General features: G+C 44.5%; 16 protein-coding genes. 9 read left to right on the forward strand and 7 right to left on the reverse strand.

The features are described 5' to 3' along the window. Positions 1-207: 207 nt before the first annotated feature. A complete protein-coding gene (locus GCU48_RS19595; protein ID WP_152381172.1) occupies positions 208-1,086 on the forward strand; it encodes a radical SAM/SPASM domain-containing protein in 879 nt (292 codons plus the stop codon). Positions 1,087-1,261: 175 nt separating this feature from the next. Here GCU48_RS19595 and GCU48_RS19600 read toward each other — a convergent pair whose 3' ends face one another. Continuing rightward, positions 1,262-1,828 carry a TetR/AcrR family transcriptional regulator gene (locus GCU48_RS19600; protein WP_152381173.1) on the reverse strand — a complete coding sequence of 189 codons (567 nt, stop codon included), beginning with the start codon at positions 1,826-1,828 and terminating at the stop codon, positions 1,262-1,264. A gap of 194 nt (positions 1,829-2,022) precedes the next feature. Between GCU48_RS19600 and lpdA the strand changes: the two genes are divergently transcribed. After that, complete coding sequence (lpdA, locus tag GCU48_RS19605) at positions 2,023-3,408, forward strand: dihydrolipoyl dehydrogenase (protein ID WP_152381174.1); 1,386 nt, start codon at positions 2,023-2,025, stop codon at positions 3,406-3,408. Between the two features lie 657 nt (positions 3,409-4,065). Next, a complete protein-coding gene (locus GCU48_RS19615; RefSeq protein WP_152381175.1) occupies positions 4,066-5,760 on the forward strand; it encodes a methyl-accepting chemotaxis protein in 1,695 nt (564 codons plus the stop codon). A 247-nt stretch (positions 5,761-6,007) separates the two neighbouring features. Here the strand turns inward: GCU48_RS19615 and GCU48_RS28190 are convergent, their stop codons facing one another. From GCU48_RS28190 to GCU48_RS19640, 5 genes are all read right to left on the reverse strand, one after another. Then, positions 6,008-6,250, reverse strand: coding sequence for a DUF4183 domain-containing protein (locus GCU48_RS28190; RefSeq protein ID WP_244316319.1), 243 nt, complete (start codon positions 6,248-6,250; stop codon positions 6,008-6,010). After that, positions 6,223-6,360, reverse strand: coding sequence for a hypothetical protein (locus tag GCU48_RS28195; RefSeq protein ID WP_231503486.1), 138 nt, complete (start codon positions 6,358-6,360; stop codon positions 6,223-6,225). The genes GCU48_RS28190 and GCU48_RS28195 overlap by 28 nt, the downstream gene beginning before the upstream one ends. Positions 6,361-6,449: 89 nt before the next feature. After that, a complete protein-coding gene (locus GCU48_RS19625; RefSeq protein ID WP_152382211.1) occupies positions 6,450-7,262 on the reverse strand; it encodes a DNA alkylation repair protein in 813 nt (270 codons plus the stop codon). An 88-nt stretch (positions 7,263-7,350) separates the two neighbouring features. Continuing rightward, positions 7,351-8,001 (reverse strand): peroxiredoxin-like family protein, encoded by a 651-nt coding sequence (locus GCU48_RS19630; RefSeq protein ID WP_152381176.1) that lies wholly within the window; start codon positions 7,999-8,001, stop codon positions 7,351-7,353. Between the two features lie 532 nt (positions 8,002-8,533). Continuing rightward, positions 8,534-9,229: a Crp/Fnr family transcriptional regulator gene (locus GCU48_RS19640; RefSeq protein ID WP_152381177.1), complete on the reverse strand. Its 696-nt coding sequence runs from the start codon at positions 9,227-9,229 to the stop codon at positions 8,534-8,536. 488 nt (positions 9,230-9,717) lie between these two features. On the opposite strand from GCU48_RS19640, the gene GCU48_RS19645 reads away from it, so the two are divergent. The 3 genes from GCU48_RS19645 to GCU48_RS19655 all read left to right on the forward strand — a co-directional run bounded on the left by GCU48_RS19645 (position 9,718) and on the right by GCU48_RS19655 (position 13,375). Continuing rightward, complete coding sequence (locus tag GCU48_RS19645) at positions 9,718-10,464, forward strand: DeoR/GlpR family DNA-binding transcription regulator (RefSeq protein ID WP_152381178.1); 747 nt, start codon at positions 9,718-9,720, stop codon at positions 10,462-10,464. A gap of 2 nt (positions 10,465-10,466) precedes the next feature. Then, positions 10,467-11,378: a 1-phosphofructokinase gene (gene pfkB, locus GCU48_RS19650; RefSeq protein ID WP_152381179.1), complete on the forward strand. Its 912-nt coding sequence runs from the start codon at positions 10,467-10,469 to the stop codon at positions 11,376-11,378. A gap of 68 nt (positions 11,379-11,446) precedes the next feature. After that, complete coding sequence (locus tag GCU48_RS19655; protein WP_152381180.1) at positions 11,447-13,375, forward strand: PTS fructose transporter subunit IIABC; 1,929 nt, start codon at positions 11,447-11,449, stop codon at positions 13,373-13,375. Between the two features lie 134 nt (positions 13,376-13,509). Here GCU48_RS19655 and GCU48_RS19660 read toward each other — a convergent pair whose 3' ends face one another. Next, positions 13,510-14,400, reverse strand: coding sequence for a LysR family transcriptional regulator (locus tag GCU48_RS19660; RefSeq protein ID WP_152381181.1), 891 nt, complete (start codon positions 14,398-14,400; stop codon positions 13,510-13,512). A gap of 111 nt (positions 14,401-14,511) precedes the next feature. Here GCU48_RS19660 and GCU48_RS19665 point away from each other — a divergent pair, with 111 nt between their 5' ends. The 3 genes from GCU48_RS19665 to GCU48_RS19675 all read left to right on the forward strand — a co-directional run bounded on the left by GCU48_RS19665 (position 14,512) and on the right by GCU48_RS19675 (position 16,348). Continuing rightward, the gene (locus GCU48_RS19665; RefSeq protein WP_152381182.1) at positions 14,512-14,898 is read left to right on the forward strand and encodes a tautomerase family protein; all 387 of its coding nucleotides are present in this window, start codon (positions 14,512-14,514) and stop codon (positions 14,896-14,898) included. Positions 14,899-14,947: 49 nt separating this feature from the next. Continuing rightward, positions 14,948-15,289 (forward strand): carboxymuconolactone decarboxylase family protein, encoded by a 342-nt coding sequence (locus tag GCU48_RS19670; protein WP_152381183.1) that lies wholly within the window; start codon positions 14,948-14,950, stop codon positions 15,287-15,289. 156 nt (positions 15,290-15,445) lie between these two features. Beyond that, positions 15,446-16,348: a LysR family transcriptional regulator gene (locus GCU48_RS19675; RefSeq protein WP_152381184.1), complete on the forward strand. Its 903-nt coding sequence runs from the start codon at positions 15,446-15,448 to the stop codon at positions 16,346-16,348. Positions 16,349-16,453: the final 105 nt, after the last annotated feature.

The raw sequence follows: 16,453 nt of genomic DNA on the forward strand, positions 1-16,453 counted from the left end.
TCAATGTCAGGACTCTTTACTGTGTAGTTGGATAAAACCACTATAAACCTTAGGTCGGACCTAAGGTCAATAGCAATTTGAGGACAGTATTAGCGCAAGTGAACGAACAGAAATGATTTACCTGCTGGTGATAACCCGTTATAATCATAGGACTTGGATTAATAGGCATTACAAGATGTTCAGGATGAAGGTTAGAATGGGGAAATCATGTTGAAAACTTTTAAAAAGGTATACATTGAGATCACAAGCATCTGCAATCTCGCATGCAGCTTCTGCCCTCAAACACAGCGTGTCAAAAAATTTATTGATCCAGAAGTCTTTCGAAATGTGCTTGACCAGGTCAAGCCGCATACGGATTACATTTATTTGCATGTAAAAGGAGAGCCGCTGCTCCATCCGAAAATTGATCTTTTGCTGGAGAGTGCTCATGAGAAAGGCTTAAAGGTCAATATTACTACCAATGGTACTTTGCTGCCCAAGACTGGACATAAGCTGCTTGGGCAACCGGCGCTACGCCAGATGAACTTTTCTCTTCACAGCTTTGACGGGCATGAAGGCTCCGTAGACAGAGAAGGATATTTGGGTAATATTTTCACGTTTGTCAGAGAAGCTGTGAAGCATAATGTCATTATTTCGTTCCGTCTCTGGAACCTGACGCCGGATAATTTGACCAATGCGGAGCGCCAGCGCAACCGGGTGACTCTTGAGCAGCTGGAGCGGGAGTTTGGACTGGATTACCGGATTGAGGAAAAGGTTGTACCTGGGAGTGGGATTAAAATTGCCCCCAATATTTATTTGAATCAGGATCACGAATTTGAATGGCCAAGCCTGAGCTCCCCAGAAGATGACGGCAAAGGTTTTTGCCATGCGCTTCGCAGCCAAGCGGCGGTATTAGTAGATGGAACGGTTGTTCCTTGCTGTCTTGATGGTGAAGGCGTAATTAATCTAGGTAACGTGCATGAGCAATCTTTTACCGACATTGTTGAAGGGGAGCGTGCAAATCGTTTGTACTTCGGGTTCTCCAGGAGAGAAGCGGTGGAAGAGCTGTGTCGCAAATGCGGGTACCGTAAACGATTTGGAACATAACAAACATTTGGCGAGTGCAGACTTCGAATCTCTGACAAATCGCAATTCCCGTTTTGAGCTTAGAGCCATAGGAAAAAGCCGCTAAACACCAAGGATTGATTGGTCTTTAGCGGCTTTTTGCGTACGTAAAACATGTTTACATTCAACTATGTCTATTAACGAAAAGGGCATTTGTTTAGGTGTTAACCAGTGCTTTGGCGTGTTGTTTGCCTGCCGAGAGAAGGCAATCGCTCAGTTCAGGATCATTAACAGAACGTGCAAGCACAAGAGAGCCGACCATACTGCTGAACAATGCACTACCCTTGGACAGATCCATTTCCGCCAAATTGGAAACAAACGTAATCATTCGTTCCAGCTCCTGCGTGAATATCTGCCGGATTTCTTCGGAAGAATGGGCTATTTCTACGGAAAGGGCAGGAATAATACAGCCAATTTCTGTTTGATCACGGTGATGGGTGCTTAAATAATAGTCTATGACAACATTGATTTTGGGATCTTGCTTTTCTTGGTCAGCGGCCTCCTGTAGAAGTGCGAGGGTGTCACTGACGGCATAGCGACAGGCTTCGGCTACCAGTTGTTCTTTGTTGTCAAAGTGTGAATAAAACCCGCCGTGAGTTAATCCGGCCCCTTTCATAATAAAGGGCACACTGACATTATGGATTCCGTTGGCACGAAAAGCCTGGGCAGCACTTTCAACGATCTTATTCCGTACTTTCATCTTATGACCTTTTGGATAAGGCATGGTAATCACTCCACGGGTTCATAATGCTAACTTCAAAATATTATAAGCATCATAATAAAACGTGTCAATTTGTTTTCCTGCAACGACAACTTCAGCATGGCTGATCACCCCTATTGACGCATTTAAAATATGATGATTATAATATATTATGATCATCATATTTTAAAACAGGTTATTTTAACAGGAGGTTAGTTATGAGTAAGCTTGAATCTGTAGATACATTGGTCATTGGATCAGGTCCGGGAGGTTATGTGGCGGCATTGCGTTCTTCTCAGCTTGGAATGAAAACTGCGATTGTTGAACGCAGTCAGCTAGGTGGAGTCTGTACGAATGTTGGCTGCATTCCATCCAAAGCTTTGATTGCTGAAGCGCATCGCTATGAGGTGCTCAGGCAGTTAAATCAGGCAGATGCAGCAGCGTCCTTCGTGAATGCTCAAGCTTTCAAACAGGAGATTGTAAATAAGCAGGCAGGCGGAGTCGGCTTTTTAATGAAAACGGCAGGTGTGAATATTCTGAAAGGGGAGGCCAGCTTGATTGACGAGCATACAGCGATCATCAAGCAAAATGGAGCGGAACAAACCATTTCCTTTAAGTATGCCATATTAGCAACCGGTTCCCGTCCAATAGAGCTGAAAGCATTTCCATTCGGCGGGCGGATTTTGTCCTCTACAGAGGCGCTTTCACTTCCAGAGGCTCCGACCAGTCTAGTCGTGATAGGCGGTGGATATATAGGCGTTGAGCTTGGACAAATGTATGCCAAATTTGGAACAAAGGTAACGATTCTGGAGGGAGGGGAAAGGGTACTGCCGGGATTTGAGGCGGATCTTGTGGCCCCTGTTGTCAAGCAGTTGAAAACAGATGGTGTAGATATCGTAACCAGGGCGACAGCCGAAAAAGTCGTGCAGAATGTGGATACCATTACGCTGCATTATTCAAAAGGTCAGGAGCAGCATCATGTTGCCGCAGAGTTTGTATTGGTTACTGTAGGCAGAAAACCCAATACGGATGGCGGGCTGGGACTGGGGCGCATTGGCTTGCCAGTGACGAGCAAGGGGCTGATCGAGACAGATGAGCAGTGTAGAACCGTTATTCCGCATATATTTGCCATCGGAGATATTACGGCGGGTCCAGCGCTTGCTCATAAGGCTTCCTATGAAGCAAAGATTGCAGCAGAAGCGATTGCAGGTCAAGCTGCTAAAGTGGATTATAAAGCTATGCCGCTCGTTGTCTTTTCTGAACCGGAGCTGGCTAGTGTTGGTCTAAGTGAAGCAGAAGCAAAGGAAAAAGCCTTACCGATTGTCATTGGCAGAGCTTCTTTTACGATTAACGGCAGAGCATTGGCACTCAGGGCAGCAGAGGGGTATATCAAAATTGTAGCAAAGCAGGACTCGGGAATCGTATTGGGTGCGCAAATCGTGGGTGTCGAAGCGTCAACACTCATTTCGGAGCTTGCTTTAGCTATCGAGATGGGAGCAACCGTAGAAGACTTGGCTCTAACCATTCACCCTCATCCCACACTGGGAGAAGTAATCATGGAGGCTGCGGAGAACGCAGTCAGAAAAATGGATAATACAAAGTAGAGGTTCCGTACAAAATCACTTCATTACCTGTGAGAATAATTATCAACTATGATGGGTTATAGTTTGAAAGTGAATGCGATCAGATACGTGGATGGTTTGGATCGGGGGCTGGACGACAGTATTTATAGGCTGGAACGTTTCCATGTACTGCATAGGGAAAAGGGATGTGCCTGAGTATATGGGGGATCATATCTTTGTATATGGTTCAGAAGTTGAAGGGGCCAATCAGGACAAGTCTATATGTACGGTTCATTCAGTGATCAAGGTGATGAGTTTGTCATGGAGGACCCTTATTCGCTGGAGCTCCAACTCGATACTATCGTTAATCTCTTATTAGCCAACAAAAAATAAAGCTGAATACAACTTTAAAAACATATAGCATACATTTTTGATGAATCCTTTGGTTCATAGAGAAATAAACTGCTAAAGACGGGGCAAACCCTGTGTTTGGTGGTTTTTTTTATGGTTATTTTATGATATGGATGAAACGATAAAAAACAATGAATTTTCTCACATAAAACGACATATTCCAGCACTAAAATGTCATATTCCGACACCAAAATACCATATTCCAACAAGTGTTGATAGGCTATAATCGTAGCAATGACAACTTATTGTCACTAAAATTTATTAGAGTCAGGATTGGTGGTTCACATAATGAAACTGGCAACAAAATTAACTTGGATGATGCTCGTCATGCTGTTTCTCGTAGGATCCTCCATTGGATACTTCGGATATCGTACCGCTTACCATCAAGTAGATGAAGCTGCAGGAATCGAGCTGGTGGGCTGCGCCAATATTACGACTGGCCTTATAGATCCTGCGGATATATCTGCTCTGGCCAGTGGAGATAACAGCAAACTTGCTGCCATTGAAGACCGGATCGGCTGGATTGTGGCACATAAGCCTATTTTTAAAGAGGCTTTCATTCTCTCTCTGGATGGAAAAATTCTCGCTGCCGATGCTAACTTCAAGCAAAGAGGCTATCGAGCTGGCGATTCCTTCTACTTCACAGACGAAGACAAAGAAATGATAACTACCATGAAGCATTCCGCATACTCCAAGGTTTATACATATGAAGGAACCTCGCTCAAAACCGGATATGGTCCCATCTATCAGGATCATGATCCCACCAAGCCCATTGTTGCACTGATGGCTATCAATTTTGATGGCTCGTTAATTCAGGAACGGACGTTGGATATTATTGTTCAGCCCTTCATTATTGGCGGTTCCATCTTCATCGTGGCTATCCTTGTCGCTTACCTGTTGATTCGCCGTATGGTAAGTCCGCTTACCAAGCTGTCAATCTCTGTGAACACCATTACCAAAGGTGACCTTACCCATGAACCAATTCTCTTCAAAAGTAAGGATGAAATCGGGAATCTGGCTCGCGACTTCAACGATATGACAATGAACCTGCGCAACCTGATTACTCAGGTCAATGACACCTCCATTCTGGTCGCCTCTTCCTCCCAGGAGCTGTCTGCCAGTGCCCAGGCAACAAACCGTGCCGGAGAGCACAGCGTGAATGTTACGATTGAGCTGGTTGATGGGGCGCATACCCAACTGGAGAACCTGGAAGAAAGCTATAAAGCCGTTCAGGATATATCACGCTTCATCAGCGATATTGCCGGCAATGCGGACATCGCAATGAACAAGGCCGCGGATAATGTCCAGAAAGCGCGTCTTGGCCGGGAATCGATGGATTCCGCCACCTCCCAAATAGGAGTAGTGAGCGAAAACATCGGCGATCTCTCAAGTATTATTGATACGCTTGGTAGCCATTCCAAGGAGATTGAGAACATCGTCGACACCATCACCAGCATAGCCGAGGAGACTAACTTGCTTTCGCTGAATGCGGCGATAGAAGCTGCGCGTGCCGGAGAAGAAGGCCGGGGCTTTGCCGTTGTCGCCGGCTCCGTCAGCAAGCTGGCCGAACGTTCTTCCATATCCGCCAGACAAATCAGCGAGCTGATCAGTCTGATTATCACCCAAATGGACAAGGCGGGTGAAACTATGAAACGTTCCACGGACGAAATGCTGCAGGGCAAGGAGCTGATCATATCGGCCGGACGCTCCTTCTCTGAGATCGAAATCTCCGTCTCCGATATGTCTTCCCAAAGCGAGCAAATTTCAGCCACAGTCCGGGAGCTGGCTCTGATCTCCGAAGGGCTCGTTGAAGCCATTCAGAATATTGTAACGGTCTCCAATCATACGGCTGAAGGGGCGGAATCCCTGTCTGCCTCTTCGGAGCAACAACTTGCCGCCATGCAAGAAGTGGAATCCTCCGCAGCGCTCCTCTCTTCACTGGCCGAGAAGCTGCGGGTTTTGGTGGAGAACTTCAAGATTTAAAAATTTATTTTTGTTATGTGACTGGAAGAACAATCTGTTTATTAGAAAACAAAAAATAAGGCTGAATACAACTTAAAAAACGTGTAGCATACATTTTTGATGAATCCTTTGGTTCATAGAGAAATAAACCGCTAAAGACGGGGGCAAACCCTTGTTTGGCGGTTTTTTTTTGGTTATTTTATGATATCTCAGCTCAGTCGCTAATTGTGTCGTCACTGTGACGTTATTGACAGAGGTTGAGGAGGCGCTAGTGTTGAAAGATAACCTCAATAACTACCGTCACACCAACAACCAAGCCTGTATTAATGATTAGATTAGCAGTGGAAAGCGTTGTTAACCCGCCTCGCAGAAATGTTCCATTTACAAATACATTGTAATATCCACTACTGGTCGAAACAATTAGACCGTTTGCCGCAACTGAAGTACCGCTATCATTCGTGAAACTTTGTGCCGGGATGGTGGTCACTCCTCCAACAATGTTGCCAAGCACAGCAATGGTGTGTAACGATTGACGGTCCGTGTGACATTTATATTCGTTGTGATAGCAATGTTTCCGGAAACGACGCTGTCTGCTTCCAAGTAGATTCGGATAATAGACATAGGAATCCTCCATTCCTAATATTCCAGATGTATCTCATAGTTTATGTAAATCAGCTGGGATATGGATTGGATGGGGAAGAGTCTCTGAATTACTGCTTTTTCATCAAGCTTCTTTTGGCTCGTGTGACTATTCGCCTCGTTTCTTTTGTATTCGAAGTCTTCAGCCACGCATCACAAACTCGAAGCACCCATTCCGGGTTGGTTTTACTGGCGTCATTCAGCCAATTGCCCACGGAGTCCTGAACATATTTGACCGGGTCGGATTGAACAGCTTCCAAAAGTGGAAGCGCCAGCTCTGGCTGTTCTTTCAGCTCAGGAATGTGCTTGGCCCAGACACCTTGTGGCCGAGTCAATTCGATGGCAAAACGACGTATATTGGCATCCTGATCCCGTACCCAATCGTTTAAAAGCGCCAGCGATTCGAGCAGTTGCATGGCAATGGACCCTCTTACAGCCATCCAGGAAATTTCACGCACTCCGAAATGGGGGTCAGCCGCAAAGGGACGAATGCCTGTCAATTTTTGCTCGACACTTAAACGAGGATCAATCCCGACGATATAGGCAGCCCAGCAGCGAATGCTGTCTGAGAGATGGGAGGCCATGGCGCTAAAGATCAGAGTACGTTCTTCATATGTTTGTTGCTCGAACAAGTTCAGCCATGCCTGCGCAATCGCAGGGAGTATTTTCATGATCTTCTTTTCCTTCAAATGATTCAATTCAGACAGGAAGACATCGCATGATCGCTGCAATCCAAAATCATCGAGAGCATGCTGCAGCAGTACAGCATGGTCGACAGCCAGCCATTCGGTGAGATTCACCGTTTGAAGCTGTCCTTGCTGTAGCAGTTGAAGCACATCTTCAGGAATATCTGTTCCCTTGCGAGCCCCTTTGCGTTGTAATATTGAATCTGGAATTAGGAAGTAATTTTTAGGATTCATATATTGCCCCCCACCTATGCAGATAGATAAGAATTATTTTTTAATAGTGACTCTAGAGAGAGCGTAGAACTTGTAATACGTCAGCAGGCTCCACTCGTTTTTTGTAGTCAGCATAAGCATTTCCTGCACGAATAATACCTTCTGAATCAATTACATATGTAGCGGGTACAGGCAGCTCCCAGGCGCTGTCGCCATTAAATGTATCCAGTGAAATGCCTAATGATCTGTAAATTTCATGTGCATATTCAGGAAGTTTAAATTTGAGGTTGTATTTTTCTGCTATTTGATTATGCAGGTCACTTAATACATGAAAGCTCAATTCGTTCTTCTGTTGCATGCTCATTGAGTGCTCGGGAGTTTGTGGACTCACGGCAATCAGTTGAGCATTGAGCGAAGTTATATCATTCATGTACCGTTGGTAGGCTTGTAGCTCCAGATTGCAGAACGGACACCAATGTCCTCTGTAAAAGATAAGAACAACAGCTCCCTTTGTTGTTTCTTCAGATAGTGTTATGGCTCGGCCTGTATAGTCCGGTAAGCTAAAATCAGGCGCTTTGGTCCCGAGGCTAAGTCCATTGGCGGTATTCGAATCACCAATTTCGTGGATCGTTTTTTCAAATATGTCCAGTATCTCTTGAGGGAGCATTTTTTCCACATGAGCTTTGGCAGCATTCAGTTGCCTTTGCAACTTTTGATTGTCCATTTCATTCACTCCATATCGTATATTTTCTGGTAGATATACGATACTTCTTTTGTCTGGAATTTAGATGTAATGTAGCTTACAACTTCAACCGGGTATTATGATGGAGATATTGATTTTGTTTTTTTTAATGTCTTATTTACAACGCCCAAAACTCCTTATATCGATAAAAATAATCGCTTCATGGTGCCTAATGTAACAGGGAAGAAGCTTAGTGAGGGCATTGAAGATTTAAATACCACTTTTATTTTTGATAATAGCACGGCGGGCGAAAATAGAAATCGTATAAGACCAAGTATAAATAAGGACGAAATCGTGACTCGTAACGAGGATATAACGTATTCGAAAATAATAAAGTTGTTAAAAATGATCTGGCATATACTCTCTTTAAGGGCAGAACACTAAAGTCATAAACTATTAAAAAAAGGCTTTTGAGTTATCATGGCTCTCGACTGGGAACTGTGACAACTCTAGCAGACTTAACTTTCTTAGATGATGCAGGGCATCTCATTAGTTATGCAGCTTCTGAGTTTCTTTATGGGTTCCACACATTTTTAGTATTAGACGATAGTTTGTCTTGATGGATATAAATCGTCTTAAAGCCGGTTTTAATGATCTTTTCTTTGACAAGCCCCTGTAGAGCAGTAGTTACAGTCTCACGGGTGGCCCCGACCAGATTCGCGATTTCCTGATGAGACAGGGGGAAATCAATTTTGTAATACTCACCATGACTTTGTAGGGTAAATTGATCGCTTAATTTTTGAAGAACATATAAAATTTTATCCTGTAAATTTCCCAAAGCCAGATGCTGGGCCAAACTGCTCATACCTGAGATTCGATCGCTTAACACCTTGATCATATTCATCATGAATCGAGGATGTTGGATTAAAAAATGCTCGAATCGGTCTTTGTCCATCCGGCAGATATCACATTCTTCGATGGTTTCTATGTACATATCCCGTGTCCCTAGTGAAATCATATCCATTTCACCAAATACATTTCCCTCGCTGAGGATATCCAAAGTAAATTGCTTCCCGTCGGCATTCAGCTTGTAAAGACGTACCTTCCCCTTTTTCACAAAATAAAGCCCGAAGGAGAAGGTATCGGGGGTTTGAATAAATGTGTTTTTCGGTAGGGTCGTAATGGAGGTCATTTGATCCATTTCAACCAAATCTTCTAATGAGAGATTATGAAGCAAATTAAATTGGGATAGATACTGAATGCTATTCATATATTCTCCTTTTCGTCGCTTGTGGCGTATAGAATCATAAAGCAATTATAGCTTTTCCAGGGAGCTTTGACCTTATGGTGCTCACCTGCTTGGATAAAAGTGTACATGAATTTTAGGGAATCAGGCGAATTTATGTAAAGGAGAGGTTGGTATAAAATAGAGATCATGAATATTAGATACATAAAGAGCGAGGGAATGGCAATGATCTGCGAATTGCCCGCAACAGCTTTTAGTCATGGTAAAATGGTGCGGGTCCTTTCAGAATGATTTTGAACGTTTTTTGCTAATTTCAAATGTAAGAAGAATGAATTTACATAAAAATGGATAAGCCTTCCTTACAATGTAAACGCAACCATAATGATCAGGGCAGGAATTCACCATTTTGTAAAAAAATGAACTTGAGGTGAAGTTTTTTGAATTTTTTTTGAATAAAAATGATTGTTTTTTGTGGGGTTTGTGATACGATATGAACAGTTGGGGGAATGAAGATGCTGACGGAAGAGAGATACAATTTAATAATACAGCGCTTACAAGAACGTGGTGTTGTAAAATTGAAGGAATTAGCTGATCTGTTGGAGGCATCTGAGTCAACGATTCGGCGTGATTTGATAGATCTTGAAGGCCGTCAGTTGCTAAAGCGGATTCATGGCGGGGCTACCCTGCTGAATCAGAAAAGTCAGGAACCTGGCATAGAAGAGAAAACATTCAAAAACGTTCAACAAAAAAATGTAGTCGCCCGTATGGCTGCCAAAGAAATTTTGGATGGCGAATGTATTTATCTGGATGCGGGAACAACAACGATGGCGATGATTCCTTACATTGAAGCTAAAGACGTGACGGTCGTGACAAACGGTCTATCCCACGTAGAAGCACTGGTAAGCAAGCGAATCAGAAGCTATCTACTGGGAGGGATGATGAAAATTCATACCAAAGCCGTAATCGGGAGTATTGCCCTGCAGAATTTGGACAATTTTCGATTCGACAAGTGCTTTCTGGGAACGAACGGGGTAGACGTGGAAATGGGGTATACCACTCCTGATCCTGAAGAGGCGCTGATTAAGCGACGAGCCCACCAACTGTCCGGCAAAACTTATGTGTTGGCGGATTCCAGCAAAATTGGAGAAGTAACCTTCGCCAAACTGTTCGAACTCAAGGAAGCTATTCTTATTAGCGAATCGGTGTCTGAACGCTCACGCCGATCCATTGCTCAGAAAACTAAGATAATCGAGGGATAACAATGATATATACAGTAACGCTGAACCCTTCTATTGATTACATCGTGGAAGTTGATGATTTGAAGCTTGGTGATTTGAACCGGATGAAACGAGATTTGAAATTGCCGGGTGGCAAGGGAATTAATGTATCCCGGATATTGTACCAATTGGGAGCAGACAGCACGGCGATTGGCTTTCTCGGCGGATTCACAGGCAGGTTTATCAACGATACATTGCGGGAAGAATCCATTAAAACTGATTTTGTAATCATCGAGGATGACACACGGATCAACATTAAACTCAAGCATGGCGATGAGACGGAAATTAACGGCTTGGGACCTGAGATTTGTGAGCATGAGGCGGATGCGTTGGTGCAAAAGCTGTCGGGTCTCCAGAAAAATGACATTGTTGTCTTGTCGGGAAGTATTCCGCCGTCACTTGGAGGAGACTTTTATGATCGACTGATTAGCGTATGCCAGCAAACCGGGGCTGAATTCGTCATCGACACCACAGGTGAAGCGCTGATGAAGGCACTGGTCCATAAGCCGCTGCTCGTCAAGCCGAATCACCATGAGCTGGCTGAATTGTTTGGCGTAACCATTCAATCAAAGGAGGAGATCGTTACTTACGGCCGTAAGCTGCTGGAAGCAGGTGCAAAAAATGTACTGATTTCCATGGCAGGAGAAGGGGCATTGCTCATTACGGCAGAGGAAGTGTATCACGCAAATGTACCAGCAGGAACGGTTAAAAATTCTGTAGGCGCAGGTGATTCAATGATTGCTGGATTCGTGGGTACGCTGGCTCTTCTTGGCGATCCGATCGAAGCATTCCGTGCAGGAGTGGCATCCGGAAGCGCAACCGCGTTCTCCGATGATCTGGCTACTAGAGAGAAAATTGAACAATTACGGCCGCAAGTCACGACTACAAAATGGTAATCCCCGCTACATCATGAGCTTATTATGCGTGTGTCCACACGCTGACCGAACTTAGGAGAGTGTGAAAAATGAGAATAACAGACCTGATGATTAAAGAAACGATGATTATGGATTTGCAGGCTACGACAAAAGACGGGGCGATTGAAGAACTCATCGCCAGTCTCGAAGCAAGTGGCCGTATTAATGACCGGGCATTGTTCAAGGAAATGATTTACAAACGCGAAGCAGAATCCAGCACAGGAATTGGTGGCGGCATTGCGATGCCGCATGCCAAGACCAAAGCTGTAAATGAAGCGACTGTAGTGTTCGCCAAAAGCAGTAAAGGCGTAGAATTCGAATCGCTGGATGGCGAGCCTGCGAAAGTGTTTTTCATGATTGCAGCTCCAGAGGGTGCAGCTAATACACATCTTCGTACACTTGCAGCTCTTTCCCGGCTGCTAATTGATACCGATTTCATCGACAAGCTGATGAAAACGCAAACACCGGAAGAAGTATCAGGGTTGTTTGATGCGAAGCAAGCGGAAGAGGAAGCAGCTAAAGAAGCAAAAGAGGCGAAGAAAGAGGCTGCCAAAGCACAGCAAACGCCGGGCGTTATCGTTGGTAACCCGAATTCAGACGAGTTTGTTGTTGCGGTGACTGCCTGTCCTACAGGTATTGCGCATACGTTTATGGCTGAAGACGCTCTCATTAAGAAAGCAACAGAGATGGGTGTAAACATCCGGGTAGAAACGAATGGCTCGGAAGGTGCGCAAAATGTACTGACAGCGGATGAAATTCGTCGTGCCAAAGGTGTAATCGTTGCTGCTGACAAAAAGGTTGAAATGGCCAGATTTGACGGTAAGCCTGTATTGCAAAGACCGGTAAGTGACGGTATTCGTAAACCTGAAGAGCTGATCCGCAAAGCGCTCAACGGCGATGCTCCAATCTATCGTAGTGAAGGTAAGGGGAACGCAGAGGAGACGAAAGCAGAAAAAATCAGTGTCGGCAGTAAAATTTACAAGGATCTAATGAACGGCATCTCTCATATGCTACCGTTCGTTGTAGGCGGCGGGATTTTGTTGGCCATCTCCTTCCTGTTCGAACAGATGGCGGGCGCAGAGAATCCAATCGTTAAGCTGCTGCAAACGATTGGCGGCGGAACAGGTGCGTTCCACTTTCTGATTCCGATACTGGCCGGATTTATTGCGATGAGTATTGGGGATCGTCCGGCACTGATGCCAGGTATGGTTGGTGGTCTGATGGCTGTAAACTCTAATGCAGGCTTCCTTGGCGGTCTGGCAGCAGGTTTCATGGCTGGTTATGTGGTTATTCTTCTGCGTAAAGCTTTGGCAGGTCTGCCGAAGGCGCTGGATGGTTTAAAACCAATCTTGTTATACCCGGTATTTGGACTCCTAATTACTGGTGCAATTATGTTCTACCTGTTCGATCCGATTTTCGGTGGTATTAATACATGGCTTGTCAATGTTCTGAACAATTTGGGTACGGGCAATGCAGTTATTTTGGGTCTGATTCTGGGTGGAATGATGTCGATTGACATGGGAGGACCTTTCAACAAAGCGGCTTATGCATTTTCAATCGGTGTCTTTACTTCCAGTGGTAACACGAACGGAGCTATGATGGCTGCTGTTATGGCGGGCGGTATGGTACCTCCGCTGGCAATCGCACTCGCTTCGACGTTCTTCAAAAATAAATTTACGGAGCAAGAGCGCAAATCTGGTTTGACGAACTATGTACTCGGTTTGTCCTTTATTACAGAAGGAGCAATTCCATTCGCAGCTGCTGACCCTCTGCGTGTCCTAACCTCTTGTATTGTGGGTTCAGCGATTGCTGGTGGTCTGACGCAGTTCTGGAAAATCAATCTCCCAGCTCCACATGGCGGCATTTTTGTAGCAGCGCTTGCCAATCATGCTTTGCTGTTCTTGCTTGCAGTGGCGATTGGCTCCGTGATATCTGCACTCATTCTGGGACTGTGGAAAAAAACGCTCGAAGCGAAATAACTGGCATCAACACATTTCCCTCTTCATAAAAGTAAAACCGCTAAACACATGTAAACGATGTGTTTAGCGGTTTTTTTGATGTTGATTTGGGTTCGGGAACTGGCTTGTATCCCCCATAAAAAAATCCGGTTTAATTAGACCTGGGTAGTCTGGATTGACCATTGCTCCTTAACCAGCTGCATAAACAGCTTTCGGGCTGAAGACATATATTGCTGATCCTGGTTGTTCTGTGATATTCCAATGGGAATATTCGGGTCTTTTAGCTGGAGGGGGATGGTGACCAGCTCATTCGGCAAAGGTAGTGACGATAAAACCACTCCAACTGAAGAGATTGTTTTTACGAATGAGGGTATAGACGAAATTTGGCTGATGGTATACAAAAACGGCATCGACGGGAAGCGGGAAAACTCTTTTTCCAGCCGCATAGAGTACAGGCAACTTCTACCTCCAGCTATAAGCGGGTATTCATACAAATCCTCCAGATGAAGCTCACTTTTTGCTGCGAAGGGATGATTACGGGACACGATAAAAGCGATTTGTTCGTGATAAATGGGTTCAAAGTGTAAGGAAGGAATCGAGTGAGGTTCCCCGCAGATTGCAAAATCCAGCGTATGGTCCATCAGAGCGTTCGAGAGCGTATCCGTGTTTCCAACTGTAAAATGGCACGTAATATTCGGCTTATGCTCCCGAAACCGCTGTAGAACCAAGGGGAGTATGGTAGCCGCTACCGTTTCAATCACACCGATATGGAGCGTGCCGACTTCCTCCTTTTTCAGAGATTTGGCCTGGTCCAGCACATAATTCCAATGCTGAATAAGCCCATCTACCTCTTCTGCATACACTTTGCCTGAGGCCGTTAATTCCGCATCCCAACCTCTTTTAAAAAGCTGAAATCCCAGCTCTTTCTCGAGCCTCTGGATTTGGTTTGTGACTGTAGACTGCGCGTAGTTTAATTTGGCAGCAGCTTTTGAGAAAGTTCCTTCTTCGATAATGGTACGAAATGTAGTTAGCTCCTTCAGATCCATGCATATCCATCTCCATCGACAAAAACGAATTTAATTATGATTATTTTCAATTATACAGATAAAGATAGAAGGAGTACAATCATCTTATTCCAATGGATAGGAGAGATGAACATGCCATTTGTACGCGTTGGTTACATGGAGCAGCAATACACAGAGCAAGAGCTGCCCTGCATTAGCCGCTGTATTTTGAAGGCCTTGATTGAGCATTTTCAGGTACCGGAAAAGGATTACTTTCAGGTTTTTCATGCTCATAAGCAAAGCGAGTTTTATTATAGCCCGGATTATTTGAATGTACCCAGAACAGACAAGCTGTTGTATATCCAAATTACAATGGGATCGGGTAGAACTACGGAGCAAAAAAAGAGTTTTTACCACAGGCTAGCCGAGCTCTTATCTATTGAATGTAAGATTAGGCAGGAGGATGTATTTGTAACACTGGTGGAGACTGAATTTGAAAATTGGTCCTTTGGCAACGGACTTGCCCAGATGATTTTATAGCTGGAAACTGCACACTGCACAATTAGGAAGGAAAGGAAGCGTTGAACAAATGAAGCACAAACTAATCACATCGAGCGCTCGGGAAACGCTAGGAGATTTAGCGCCTGCATTTGCAGACTATACGGAGAAGGTTCTTTTTGGGGATGTTTGGAGGAGAGAAGCATTGTCTCTCAGAGAACGGAGTCTCATTACAGTTGCCGCTTTGGTAGCGGGTGAGCATGTGAATCAGCTTCCCTATCATCTGTTTCTAGCCAAGCAGAACGGTATTTCCGAGGAAGAACTGGTTGAGGTCATGACACACCTAGCCTTTTATGTGGGGTGGCCCCGCGCAGCTTCAGCTATTCAGGTTGCCAAAGACGTATTTTGCAAAGAAAAAGAGACTGACGCATAAGCCTAAAAAAATCTTTATTTAATCGGACACCGTCCAAGGGTGTATTCGATCAGAGCCTATAAAAAGCCACTTTTTCGAAAGTGGTTTCTTTTATTTTTTGACGGATGCTCAAGTGTTATATAATAAAGAAAACACAAATCGAGGGGACATCAAGCATTGACCTTACAACAATTAAAATATGTCATCGAGATTGCCAATCGTGGCTCCATGAATGAGGCGGCGAAGCGGTTGTTTATTTCCCAGCCCAGTCTGTCGAACGCGATTCGGGATCTGGAGGAAGAAATTCATATTACTATTTTTGAACGAACCAATAAAGGAATCTCTTTGTCCAAGGAGGGCGTAGAGTTTCTCGGTTATGCGCGTCAGGTTGTTGAACAGGCGGAGTTATTGGAAAGTCGCTATCTGGATGCCAAGCCTTCACCGCAGCATTTTGCCGTGTCTACACAGCACTATGCTTTTGCTGTAAATGCATTCGTAAATCTGGTGAATGAATATGGACAGGATGAATATGAGCTGGCTTTGCGGGAGTCGAAGACTCATGAAATCATACAGGATGTCAAAAGCTTGCGTAGTGAGATTGGAATCCTGTATCTGAACGAGTTTAACGCGAAGGTCATTAATAAGCTGCTAAAAGATGCGAACCTGCAATTTAACAGCCTGTTTACGGCGAAGCCGCATATTTTTATCAGCAGCAAAAACCCATTATCCTGCCAATCCATTGTAACGATCGACCAGCTTCACCCCTATCCGTATTTGTCCTTTGAGCAAGGGGAGTATAATTCCTTTCACTTTTCTGAGGAAATTCTCAGCACGTTGTCGCATCCCAAAAGCATCCGTGTCAATGACCGGGCGACCCTCTTTAACCTGCTGATTGGCTTGAACGGGTATACTATTTCTACTGGGGTAATCAGTGCGGATCTGAATGGTAACGAGATTATTTCCGTGCCTTTGGAATGTGATGAGTCTATTAATGTGGGATGGATTTGTCATAAAAACGCTGCACTCTCCAAGCTGGCCACCGTTTATGTAGAAGCGCTGCATGAGGCGATAGGGGAATAAAAGGCTGGGTATAGCTTTAGACTATAACTAGCTATAGTTTATTGGAGTTACCTTATAGCTGAAAATGTATGTTATCTTTTTTGCAAGAACTTCATTACCGAAGTA

It is taken from the genome of Paenibacillus brasilensis (assembly GCF_009363115.1).
In the GTDB taxonomy this organism is placed as follows: Bacteria; Bacillota; Bacilli; order Paenibacillales; family Paenibacillaceae; genus Paenibacillus; species Paenibacillus brasilensis.